Consider the following 12198-nt stretch of genomic DNA (forward strand, 5'->3'; position numbering starts at 1 on the left):
GAACCTGTACGGGTAACAGATATGAAACTTGGTTTGACACTGACCCTAGTCGCTTGTTTATGTGCCTCCTTTGGCTGCATAGCGGGCAATGATAAACACGATGATCGCAATCAATCGCGCGACCAAGGCGTTAAGAATGAGCAGCGCCGCCTTGTGGTGAATAGTCCAGACCAAGCCGTGGCTATGGCGCAGCGTCAATATCGAGGCAAAGTGCTCAGCGTGCAGTCGAGCGGCTCAGGCTATCGCGTCAAAATCCTCAATAATGATGGCCAGGTTTTTTCAGTTTCGGTGGATGCCGCCACAGGACGCGTGTCGAGGAATTAATATGCGACTCTTACTCGTTGAAGACGACTTAGCACTGCAAGCCAACTTAAAACAACACTTGCTGGATGCCCATTACAGCATTGATGTCGCCAGCGACGGCGAAGAGGGCTTGTTTCAAGCCGTTGAATATAACTATGACGCCGCCATTATCGATGTCGGTTTACCTAAACTCGACGGTATTAGCCTTATCCGCCGCATTCGCCAAAAAGAGCGCGCTTTCCCTATCTTAATTTTAACCGCGCGCGACAGCTGGCAAGATAAAGTCGAAGGCCTCGATGCCGGTGCCGATGATTATCTCACTAAACCGTTTCATCCCGAGGAGTTGGTTGCCCGCCTTAAAGCACTGATCCGACGCTCGGCAGGTAAAGCAAGCCCAATCATCACTAACGGTCCCTTTAGTTTAAATACCAGTAGCTTAGAGGTCCGCAAAGGGGACGAACTCGTTACCCTCAGCGGCTCTGAATACAAGCTGTTTGAGATTTTTATGCTGCATCAAGGTGAAGTGAAATCTAAAACAGCACTCACCGAACATATTTATGATCAGGATTTTGACCTCGACTCTAACGTCATCGAAGTCTTTATCCGCCGTTTACGCAAAAAGCTCGACCCCGATAACCAATACAATCTAATCGAAACCCTGCGCGGCCAAGGCTATCGCTTAAGAGTCATTGCTCCTGAGCAAGGTACTGATGAGTAAGCGCGCGCTTGCCTGGCAGTTGCTCAACTCCTTAAAGACTCGGCTCGTCCTCAGTGCGCTGTTGTTTATATTAGTGCTGCTGCCGCTGATTGGGGTCGCCCTCAATGACGCCTTTGCTGAACAGGTAAAGAGTGCCGCTAAAAATGAGCTAAGTGCCTATGTATATTCAGTATTAGCGGTGACTGAAGTCGAAAAAAAACGGATTTTTATCCCTGAATTAGTGCTCGAGAACCGCTTTAACCTTATTCAATCAGGCCTCTATGCCATAGCCACCACCGAAGATGCGGAGCATAAACAGAGCATCGTCTGGCATTCGCAATCCTTTATGGGCATCACGCCACCAGCACAGTTCACCATTCCGCCAACGGGCCAAAGTGCCTTTGAGCAAATCGACCTCGCGGGCGCGCCACACCTTATCTATAGTTTTAGTGTGAGCTTTGCCAGCCTGAATGAAAATGTGCCAGTAACTATCCATATCATTAAAGATGAACATGAATTTCAGCAGCAGATAGCTCAATTTAATCAACAGCTTTGGACTTGGTTACTGATCTTAATTCTCGTGATGCTGATATTTCAGCTGAGTTGGTTGATTTGGACCATTAGGCCGCTGGCACGCTTTACCCAAGAGCTGCACGATGTGGAACAGGGTAAATCAACCCAGCTGAGCAGCCAGTACCCCAGCGAGTTACAGGCGGTGGCGAGGCAGCTCAATATCTTGCTCAATACCGAACAAACCCAGCGTAAGCGCTATCGCAATGCCCTTGCGGATTTAGCCCATAGCCTCAAAACACCACTGGCGGTGATTAAAAGTCAGGTGGATTTAAGTGAAGCCTCGAGCGAGCAAGTGTCTAACATCAGTCGCATCATCAGCCACCAGCTTAAACGCGCCCAAACTGCGGCGGCCGCCTCATGGCATTTAGGGATTAAGGTTGATGAGGTGGCCAATAAACTGCTACGCACCTTAGCCAAGATTTATCGAGAACCGCAAATTAACCTCGGTGGCGAAATCGCTGAACAAGCGGTTTTTAAGGGCGATGAAGCCGATCTCACCGAGATTTTAGGTAACTTACTCGACAATGCCTGTAAAGCCGCTAAATCAACGGTCAAATTAACCGTCACCGGCGATGCTTATCAATTGCAACTTTGTATCGAAGATGACGGCCCAGGGATCAGCGAACCCCTACAAACGCAAATCTTTGAGCGCGGGATCCGCGCCGATTCCTATCATCAAGGTAACGGCATAGGTTTAGCGATTGTCCGCGATTTAGTGGATAGCTATAACGGTCGAATTTCTGTTTCCCGCTCAGAAAATTTAGGCGGAGCCAAGTTTACCGTTAACTTTACCCATTCAGCTTAGTCTTTTATTTTCAATGCCATATATCGTTTTATTGGTAAGAAAATAAATCTACAACACGCTTTTGCCGCACAATATACTTTCAGCTTATGTTCATATTCACGCGCCTATGATGCCAATAACATCCGCAAATAGGATTATTGGAGCGAACCATGAACAGATTATATCGATGGAAATGGCTAGTGTTATCGGCGGCTTTAGTTGCTCTGCCTTTCACCGCGCCGACGCAAGCTGCGGGCGTATCCGTTAGCCAAGGTTCAAGTGCTTCACTGATCCAAGCCGAACTCGAGCAGATGCTTGCGCCCATTGCCCTCTATCCCGATAGTTTGTTGAGCCATATTTTGATCGCCTCAACCTATCCACTCGAAGTAGTACAAGCGCAACGTTGGTTGGAAGATCATCCTAAGTTGTCGACTGATCAAGTGATGTCTCGCACCGAAGACAAGGACTGGGACCCGAGTGTTAAAGCCGTCATTCCGCAGCTAATTCCAGAATTTAAATAGTGTGATCTGGCGATCAGCTTTTCATAAAAACTACGACACCATCTTGACCGCGATCGACAGTTTTGCTCTATTACTGCTATTTGACGGTCTCAAAATATGTCTACCCATCCTGTTATTAAACGCTTAGATCACCTTGGTCTCATTGCCGCCTTTTGTCACGAAATTGGCCTGCCACGGATGATAGATGCCGTTATCCCAAAATATTCTGACCACAATGTTTCTCATGGTGACGCGGTATTGGCCATGCTCCTAAATGGACTTGGCTTTCATAGCAGAACACTGCACATGTTCTCGGACTTTTTTAAGACCAAGCCTGTATCTAAGCTACTCGCCAAAGACATTGAAGCACACCACCTGACTGATGATGTACTAGGCCGCACATTAGATGCTCTATACGAAGCCGATGTCTCAGCGCTCTATCAGGTTATTGCTGAGCGTGTTGTTGATAAACTGGGCTTGACGACCGATTCTGTTCATCTTGATATCACTAGCTTCCACGTTGATGGTGAGTATGCACAAGATGAAAACACCAACGTGATTAAGCTTGTAAGAGGTTATAGTCGGGATCATAGGCCAGAGCTTAACCAAGTCGTGCTTGAACTCATCTGTGAAAACCAAGCAGGTATTCCTGTTTACATGCAAGCACTGAGTGGTAACACCAATGATGCCAAGGCATTCGCTGAAGTCACTAAAAGACACATACATTGCCTAAAAGCCGCGCAAAATAGTCGTTACTTTATCGCTGATGCCGCTTTGTACACCGAAGAAAGCATCTCCTCGCTAGATGAGCAAAATCAAAAATTCATTACCCGTGTCCCCATGACCATCAAGCTCGCAAAACAAGCACTACTTGCGCTAGAGCCAGAGCAATTAAGCACTATCGGTCATGGCTACTCAGGATGTTGGATAGACTCGGATTACGGAAAGGTCAATCAACGTTGGTTGCTCGTTCACAGTGAACAGGCCACCAAGCGGGAAGAAATCACTTTCTTCAAGAACTTAGAGAAAAACATAGCAAAAGAAATCAAAGCGTTGGAAAAGCTAAGTAAAAAACCATTCGCTTGTGAAGTTGACGCAGAATTAGCGTTTAACGATTTCAAGAAACAATGTGACTTACTTGGGTTTGAACAAGGCACTCTCATCAAACAGCCGACTTACTCTCATTCGGGCCGCCCAAAGACAGATGAAGCACCGACAGGATACCAATACTTTATCGAAGCCGCCCCCTTCACCGACCTAGAAAAAGTAAAACTGGCTAAGCTCAAAGTAGGCATGTTTATCCTCGCGACGAATGACACCGACAATGAAGCACTCACCATGGCGGCTCTTCTAGCACATTACAAATCGCAACAAAAAGTCGAGCGCGGCTTCCGTTTTCTAAAAAGCCCTGAGTTTTTAACCTCTTCCATCTTCTTGAAAAAGCCTGAGCGCATTGAAGCGTTGCTAATGATAATGACGTTGAGCTTGCTTGTTTACGCTAGTTTAGAACACAAAATCAGAGAACAACTCGCACAAACCGAAGCGTTCTTCCCAAGTATGGTAAAGAACAAGACGACCTCCAGACCGACGGCACGTTGGGTCTTCTTGCAATTCGAAGGCATAGATACGCTAGAGATTAACGGCCAAAGGTTCATCACTGGACTTCAAGATCACCAAACACAACTACTCAAATTACTCGGTAGATTCTATGAGGTAGTTTATTCCTAAATTAGCTGCGGAATGTCGGTTAAAGCACTAATGGCTTTCCCCAATGTCTTACAGAAAATGAGCGAAGATTTGGATTGGACCCAAAGGCTTGGCGAAGCCTTCTTGGCCGATGAGGCGCAAGTGATGGACGGTATTCAATCACTCAGACAGCAGGCGGATAAAGCCAACAGTTTAGCCAATATGGACAATATGGCGGTAACTCGCGCCAATAACCAGATCATCATCGAGCCTGTACGCCGCGAAGTAGTGTATGTGCCTTATTATGACCCCCGCGTAGTTTACGGTACTTGGCGTTGGGGCGTGGCCTATCCGCCTGTATATTGGGAGTTTGGCGGCTATGTTGGCTACCCTTACCGCCCAAGCCATAGCAACTTTTACTGGTCGCCTGGGATCCATATTTCCTTTAACTACTTCTTTAGCTCATTTCATTGGCATCGCCATAAAGTCGTCGTGATAGATCACCATCACTCCCACCATTATCGTCCACGGGAAAGATACTCGGTCAGCCATGGCGCTCAACCTTGGAAGCATAAACCCGAGCACAGACGCGGCGTGGTTTACCATAATCCCGTGGTAAAAGAACGCTACTACGCTGACAGCAAGTTCCGTGGCCGCGACTCCCACTCCAGTGGCAGCAGCCAGCACTTTACCAGCCAGTACTCGAAATCAAGGGAACACCAAGACACACGTTATAACCGAGACAGCAAGGGCGATGATAAAAGCCATGATAAGGATAGAGGCAATAACTTAAGCCGCGACAATAACTATAGCCGCGAGCGGGCGCCCAGCTTTCAAAATACCCAAGCCGAGTTAAAAGAGCGCCGCGTGGCACCGACGAACTCGGCGCAAACCAAAAGGGAAGGTTACCAAAAAGAGCGTAACGACAATGCCCGCAATGATAATCAGGTAAGGCAAATGCAGGCTAAGGCATCACGAGAACAAACTAGGGACAACTCAACAAGGCAGTATCAGACTCGAGAGCAGCAACCGCGCAGCTTTGAGACCCGTACTCAGCCACAAAGACAGGAAGCTCGCCCCGAGGTGAGACGCTCCGAACCGCAACGTATGGAGCAACCCCGTCAAGCACAGCCAAGACAACGGGAAGAGACGAGAGTAAGGCAGAGCGAACCCCGCCAAAATATGCAAGCATCACGCAGTGTGGAGCGTAATCAAGGCCGCTCAACTCAGAGCCAAGAACGTCGCCACCGGGAATAAGCAAAGATCAAATATAGCAAAAGAGCGCGAAGATTCGCGCTCTTATTGATAACTCAGTCGTTAAAACTTTAGGGTCAAGGACTGGCCTTCTCCCATACCTTGCCACTCGATCGTAAGCTCCATTATCTCATTGATAATATGTTCAAAGTCAGATTCTGAAATCTCAGGTACGGCTAATTTACGGTTACTACAGGCCTGCTCGAGTAAATAGATAAATCCCGCATAGCTAGGCGTATCAGCAGACCATAGCAGAGATTGCAATGCTTCGACGATCGATTCGGTTTGCCAAATGTCAGTTTTATCAGCAACCGCTAAAGAAGCTTCGTTATGCTCAAGGGTGAAATTGATATCGGCACCAGCACGTATTTGCGCGAAAAAAGCGCCTTGAATACGCAGGCGTTTTTCAACGACGTAGTGAATCATATCGTGGGGAGCAATCCCCTGCTCAGGCATCTGAGTTTGTGTGGCACTACCATCCATGCGAACACAACGTAATTGAGCGTAACGGGTCGAACCTTTAGTGAAGATAACTTGCATAGCGCTGTCCTTAATGTATCCATGTCCTATCGCCAGACTGACTCAAGTATAGTGCTAAATGGATAAAAAACGGCCTAAAAATTGCGTTCAATAAAACGCAAACAATCATCTGCAGATAAGGGTTTACTGAAATAATATCCCTGCACCAGATCGCAACCCATGCTCGAGAGCAACACCAGTTGTGCCTCGTTTTCCACTCCTTCAGCCACCACGGTTAACCCTAACTCATGGGACATCGAAATCGTGGCCGCGCTGATTGCCGCATCGTTTGGATCATTTTCAATATCCTTGACAAAGGAACGGTCGAGCTTGAGCCGATCTAAGGGCAGCAACTTCAAGTAAGAGAGTGACGAATAGCCGGTGCCAAAATCATCAATTGCCAATTCAATCCCATATTGACGCAACTCGGCCAGCAACTTGGCATTTTGCTCAGGATACTGCATGGCGACACTTTCAGTGATCTCAAGCTCCAATGCTCCCTTGCCAAGATCATATTGAGCTAACACATTGATAATATCAGCAACTATGGTCTCTTTACGCAGCTGATGCGCCGACAGATTAACCGCCATTCGCAAGTCTTTCGCGCCCTTTTTACGCCACTGCGCCAGTTGTGCTAGTGCTTGCTCTAATACCCATTGGCCGATGGGGATAATCATGTCGATCTCCTCGGCAATAGGAATAAAGCGATCGGGAGCAACCAATCCCAATTCAGGATGCTGCCAGCGGATCAACGCCTCAACACTCACCATTTGTCCGGTGTTGATATCGATCTGCGGCTGATAATGCAGCAGTAACTCATCACGGGCAATGGCTTGCCTGAGCCCAGTTTCAATTTGCTGGCGCTCAGTCACTAAGGTATTCATTGCAGCGGTGAAAAACTGATAGTTGTTTCGCCCCGCCGCCTTGGCGCGGTACATGGCCATATCGGCATTTTTCATCAATGCCTCAACACTGTCACCATCGGTTGGGAACAGGCTGATGCCTATGCTAGGTGATGAATGTAAGGGCTTGTTATCTATGATGTAGACTTGATTCAGACCGCTGCGCAAGGCTTCCGCCACCTTAGCGACGCTATCGTGATCCGTATCAGACAACACCACGACAAATTCATCACCGCCTAAGCGCGCGACGATATCGTCACTGCTTACAATACTCTTTAAGCGCCGCGCCACTTCGAGCAACAACATATCGCCGACATGATGTCCCAGGGTGTCGTTAATATTTTTGAAATGATCCATATCGATAAACATTACGGCAATCTGGGTTTGGCTGACAAAAGCCTCCTGAAAAACCATCTCCAAACGCGATTGCAGACTCAAACGATTCGGTAGCAAAGTTAAGGAATCATGATGCGCTAAGAAGTGAATGCGCTCCTCATTCACCTTGCGTTCGCTGATATCGGTAAAACTGCCGATGTAATGGCTGATTGCCCCAGTTTCGTCGCGAACCACAGACATCATCAGCCATTTCGGGAAATCATAGCCATCTTTGTGGCGATCCCACACTTCTCCTTGCCAAAACCCCGTTTGCTCAAGCGCAGCTCGCACTTGAGCATCAATGTTTTTATCGGTTCGAGCGGCTTCAATAAAACGACAGTTTTTACCTATGATTTCATCCCTTGAGTAACCAGTAATTTGGCTAAAGGCGCTATTAACATCCACGATGACGTCATTGGCATCGATAATAGTGATACCTTCCCCACTTTGCTGGAATACCTGTGCCAACAAGTTAACTCGGGCAATAGTGCGCTCTTGCGCGGTAATATCTTCCACAATAAACAGGATAAGCGGCTCACCATTAGCTGCGGCCACTAAGGAGCCATTCAGCCTGACGGCCACTAGCTGTCCATCTTTATGCCGATAGTGCTTCTGATAAGGACCATAACGGCGTGTTTGCTTGAGGCGTTCGAGCTGCTCAGCCTCAGTCACTTGGTAACGAATCGGGGTAAGCTCCCAAGGATCAAGCGCCTGAAGCTCCTCTAGTGTGTAGCCCGTAATTTCAGTAAATGCTTGGTTAATGGCGACAAAGTGCCCATCCTCAAGACGTTTTAACACATGACCAACGGGTGCCTTATCGAATAGGTTACGGTATTTTTCTTCGCTCTCGACGAGGGTGGCTTGAAATGCTTGATTACGCGCAATCTCCTTCGAAAGTGCCATAGTTTTTTCTGCCACTTTATCCGCAATCCGATGACGCTCACCGGAAGAGATTAATGTCACACCACTCACAACGGCACAGGTGATAAAGGCTAAAAGTAATAGCAACAGTGACAGACTGTAAGATTCACCCATCAGTTGAGCATACGACTCGTAAATCACAATATGCCATTGCCTATCGGCAAGCGTTAAGTGGGCCTGATAGTATTGGCCTGTTTTATCGCTATGTAACTTACCAGAAAAGGTAGGAAATTCTTTCTGACTATTCGCATAGAGCAAGGCTCCATCAGCACTCATATCCGTTAGCCGCCAATGCAAACCTTTTACCTGTTCGACTTTATTGATGATGCTTTGGATATCGATCACCGCCGAACAAAATCCTTTAATGTTACCGACGCGATCGAAAGAAGGCACCAATAGTAGCGTGCCTCCAAGGCCATGAGGATCTTCAGCTAATTGGATTTTGCCTGTGATCACCGGCGCAAGCGTTGATCTCCCTTTGGCAATGGCTGCCGCCCTCGCAGACTCGCTGTTGAGATCTAATCCAAGTACGGCGCGACTGCTATACATAGGCTGCACATACTTAACAGGCACAAGCCAGCCGTCGGCGTTTGGTTTGTCCCCCTCTAAGTATTTGATATTGAAAGGTCGCCCCAGCTCAGCTGTGGTTGCAGACTCAAAACTCTGTTTATCGCTCGCCGCAATCAATGGTGACCAAGCCCAAGCCTTAAAGCCATCTAATTGGAGTCGATTACGTTTACCGAACTGAATAAATTCATCTTCCGTGACTATTTCACTGTTATCAAACAGGCTGGCAAGGGCAACTAATTGTTGTAGATTGGTTCCCTGAAAAGTTTCCACACTACTGATAATCGCATTGGATTGAATTTGAAACTTATCCTGCAGTTGCTGCCGCTGGTTCATATCTGCGTAATAATAAATCCCCACGCAAAGTAAAAAACCAATCACCAAAGGTAGTCCTGTTTGAATCCGCCTTGAGCGCCAAATGGGTCGCCTATCAAACACTAATATGGTTAGCGGGATAAAAATGACCGCTCCAAGGAAATCGCCCATCCACCAATTGAGCATACTGGTAACGAGATCCGAACTTGGAATCATGCCGTAAACTGCAAGTGCAGCATTACCCAATAGAGAGGCAATAATACAACCAGCACTGAGACTAATCATTGATTTAATAACAGTTTCTGGTTTATCAAAGGTCAGTAAAGGATCGATGTATCGAATAATTCGAGCAGAAATAATGGTCTGTAGTAACGTGCCCAAGGCAATACTGACGGGCAACCAACCGAGATGTAGTTGCCCACCAATATTAATATTAATCAGCAATGCCCCTATAAAAACCCCAATCCAAGGCGCATATGCTTTCCATAAAAGACAAGCAGCGATTGCGATCCCTGCCGCGGGCCAAATTGCCGCAGAATATCCGGGAGGTAAGGCAATCATCAAACCCATTTTACCGACAATAAAGTAGGCTAAGGCTATGAATAAATTGACCTTAAAATAGTGCGCAAATGCGTTGATATTTAATCCCTTGTATTAATTGGGTTGATAATCAGAATGGGCCCATAATGCCTTAATCTGCAAATCAATCTCAAGAGTAGTCAAACCGTTAGCTCATTGGGAGTTGAAAGCCAAAGCGGTACCATGATGTAAAAATTATTTTTACGCTGTCTAACCAGTTAAACTGCCACAAAACACCCTAGGGTGATAGCTATGCTTTATTGTAGGATTCAGCATTGAATATCGGCAAGGCATCACTAAAATCAGAAAGTATAAACAACCAACTCGGCAAATAAGCGCGCTAAACGACTCACAGTGAAGCCAAGACATTTACATATCGCCATCACAATTTCCACACAGAATGTGAGTGAAATCAGTTTATCTTTAGTTAAATATGTAACCACCATGTTTAATTATGGTTTTAGTTAAGGTTTTTTTAATGCAAAAGCCCTTTTGTGACCTAGATCTACTTTCAATCAATCCCCGCTTCTTGTTATCCTCCCGCCCGCACAAAAAAGTTGCAGCTTGAATTTTTATTCAGCCAACAATTCTTCTCGCTCAACGCCGGACCTGTTAATTGAAATTCGCACTCAGCCAATTTTGCGCTGAAGGATTGAATCTCGTTGCGAGGTTCTCCCACTTCAGTATGACAAACTTAGCCCTGCTTTTTGGGTTACTGTTTGTGCTGCCCGCAGCTGACTTAGTGTCAGTGATGGTCGGCGGCTGCATCGATATTGGCGAATTAATCACCCTAAGTGATGGCTTTTTAATCGAGTTCTTCGGCGCCACGCTGCTGAGCATTTTGCTGCTCAACCCCCAGATAATTAAGCAATTGTGGAATTTGTTCGACAATGGCTTCAAGTTTTTCAACAGCTTAGATTTAACTAATGCTGCCCTGTTTTTAGCACCCCCAAGGCTAAAATCCCTCGAGCACCTTGCGCACGGTTGTCGCGCCCCACCATTGTAACTCTTTGTTTTAAAATTTAAATTTAGCATTAAGCGCTGAAAGTCGATCCTCAATCTCGTATTGAGGTGGCAGGCATTTTTGTGCCACGCTCGAGCCACTTTCGGATTTGCTTTCGGATAACGCCGCTCAATGCTACTGCCAATCTCTCAGGGCAGAGTTGTAAACCTTAGGGTTAGAGGAATCTTCCTTTGTTAATTCGAAATTTAAGTAAAGTAGCATTTGCGGCGCTTGCCCTGATGCTCGCAGGCTGTGATGGCGGCGTATTGGACCCCAAGGGCCAGATCGGTGCCGATGAAAAGCACCTGATCATCATCGCGACCCTACTCATGCTGATTGTGGTTATCCCCGTGATCTTTATGACCTTGTTCTTCGCATGGAAATACCGTGATGGCCGAGATCAGGAGGTTTACGCCCCTAAATGGTCCCATTCGACCGCGATTGAAACCGTGGTTTGGATTGTGCCTATTGTAATCGTCGTGATTCTAGGGGTGATTACCTGGGGCTCGACCCATGATCTCGACCCTTACAAACCACTCGAACACGAGGCCAAGCCGATTACGGTTGAAGTGGTTTCTATGGACTGGAAATGGTTGTTTATCTATCCAAAACAAGGTGTTGCATCGGTAAACGAACTGGCTTTCCCAGCGAACGTACCAGTGAATTTTAAGATCACCTCTGATACCGCCATGAACTCTTTCTTTATCCCGCAGTTAGGTAGCCAAATCTACTCAATGGCTGGGATGACGACTAAGTTGCACCTGATTGCCAACGAACCCGGTACCTATGACGGTATTTCCGCTAACTATAGCGGTGCAGGTTTTGCGGGCATGAAGTTTAAAGCCATTGCCACGCCAACGGCCGCCGACTTCGATGCTTGGGTTGCCAAGGCCAAACAACAGGCGACTAAGACCTTAGACTCTGCGACTTATCAAGCCTTAGCACAGAAGAGTGAAAACAATCCTGTTGAATACTTTGGCTCAGTGAGTCACGGCATGTTCGATCAAATCGTTATGCAATACATGCACATGGACTCAAACGAGCACATGGCAGGCCATGAAGGTATTGAACACATGAGTGCCGACCACAATATGGCTGGCATGCACCACGATATGGCGCATATGGCGAGCGAACAGAAGATGGCCGACATGGAAAGCTCAACCCATTCTGACACTTCATCAACAGAACACTCATCCACTCACCCAGTGGAGGCGGAGTAA

The 12198-nt window shown here is 47.0% G+C and carries 8 protein-coding genes and 2 pseudogenes; 8 read left to right on the plus strand and 2 right to left on the minus strand.

What is annotated here, in order from left to right; genetic code table 11:
- The first annotated feature begins 21 nt into the window (after positions 1–21).
- From CEQ32_RS15590 to CEQ32_RS15615, 6 genes and pseudogenes are all read left to right on the plus strand, one after another.
- On the plus strand, positions 22–324 hold the full coding sequence (locus CEQ32_RS15590) for a PepSY domain-containing protein (RefSeq protein ID WP_037423775.1): 303 nt from the start codon (positions 22–24) through the stop codon (positions 322–324).
- Position 325: 1 nt separating this feature from the next.
- Positions 326–1021, plus strand: a complete 696-nt coding sequence (locus CEQ32_RS15595) for a response regulator transcription factor (protein ID WP_037423778.1) — start codon at positions 326–328, stop codon at positions 1019–1021.
- Positions 1014–2378: an ATP-binding protein gene (locus tag CEQ32_RS15600; RefSeq protein WP_088586388.1), complete on the plus strand. Its 1365-nt coding sequence runs from the start codon at positions 1014–1016 to the stop codon at positions 2376–2378. The genes CEQ32_RS15595 and CEQ32_RS15600 overlap by 8 nt, the downstream gene beginning before the upstream one ends.
- Positions 2379–2527: 149 nt before the next feature.
- Positions 2528–2851, plus strand: a pseudogene (locus tag CEQ32_RS15605) (DUF3300 domain-containing protein); the annotation flags it as partial.
- Positions 2852–2974: 123 nt separating this feature from the next.
- Positions 2975–4585 (plus strand): IS1634-like element ISSpu7 family transposase, encoded by a 1611-nt coding sequence (locus tag CEQ32_RS15610; protein ID WP_011787758.1) that lies wholly within the window; start codon positions 2975–2977, stop codon positions 4583–4585.
- Positions 4586–4600: 15 nt separating this feature from the next.
- A pseudogene (locus tag CEQ32_RS15615) lies at positions 4601–5800 on the plus strand (DUF3300 domain-containing protein); the annotation flags it as partial.
- 60 nt (positions 5801–5860) lie between these two features.
- Here CEQ32_RS15615 and CEQ32_RS15620 read toward each other — a convergent pair.
- Positions 5861–6337 (minus strand): cytoplasmic protein, encoded by a 477-nt coding sequence (locus tag CEQ32_RS15620; RefSeq protein ID WP_088586390.1) that lies wholly within the window; start codon positions 6335–6337, stop codon positions 5861–5863.
- 74 nt (positions 6338–6411) lie between these two features.
- Positions 6412–9966: an EAL domain-containing protein gene (locus tag CEQ32_RS15625; protein WP_413776990.1), complete on the minus strand. Its 3555-nt coding sequence runs from the start codon at positions 9964–9966 to the stop codon at positions 6412–6414.
- Positions 9967–10660: 694 nt separating this feature from the next.
- Between CEQ32_RS15625 and CEQ32_RS15630 the strand changes: the two genes are divergently transcribed.
- A complete protein-coding gene (locus CEQ32_RS15630; protein WP_050991325.1) occupies positions 10661–10981 on the plus strand; it encodes a hypothetical protein in 321 nt (106 codons plus the stop codon).
- Positions 10982–11169: 188 nt separating this feature from the next.
- Positions 11170–12198, plus strand: a complete 1029-nt coding sequence (cyoA, locus tag CEQ32_RS15635; protein ID WP_088586392.1) for a ubiquinol oxidase subunit II — start codon at positions 11170–11172, stop codon at positions 12196–12198.

Source organism: Shewanella sp. FDAARGOS_354, from assembly GCF_002209245.2.
Taxonomy (GTDB): domain Bacteria; phylum Pseudomonadota; class Gammaproteobacteria; order Enterobacterales; family Shewanellaceae; genus Shewanella; species Shewanella xiamenensis.

Excerpts from the sequence above, each read along its gene's own strand:
- CEQ32_RS15590 (WP_037423775.1), top strand. The coding sequence starts at position 22 with ATGAAACTTGGTTTGACACTGACCCTAGTCGCTTGTTTATGTGCCTCC.
- CEQ32_RS15595 (WP_037423778.1), top strand. The coding sequence starts at position 326 with ATGCGACTCTTACTCGTTGAAGACGACTTAGCACTGCAAGCCAACTTA.
- CEQ32_RS15600 (WP_088586388.1), top strand. The coding sequence starts at position 1,014 with ATGAGTAAGCGCGCGCTTGCCTGGCAGTTGCTCAACTCCTTAAAGACT.
- CEQ32_RS15610 (WP_011787758.1), top strand. The coding sequence starts at position 2,975 with ATGTCTACCCATCCTGTTATTAAACGCTTAGATCACCTTGGTCTCATT.
- CEQ32_RS15620 (WP_088586390.1), bottom strand. The coding sequence starts at position 6,337 with ATGCAAGTTATCTTCACTAAAGGTTCGACCCGTTACGCTCAATTACGT.
- CEQ32_RS15625 (WP_413776990.1), bottom strand. The coding sequence starts at position 9,966 with ATGGGTTTGATGATTGCCTTACCTCCCGGATATTCTGCGGCAATTTGG.
- CEQ32_RS15630 (WP_050991325.1), top strand. The coding sequence starts at position 10,661 with ATGACAAACTTAGCCCTGCTTTTTGGGTTACTGTTTGTGCTGCCCGCA.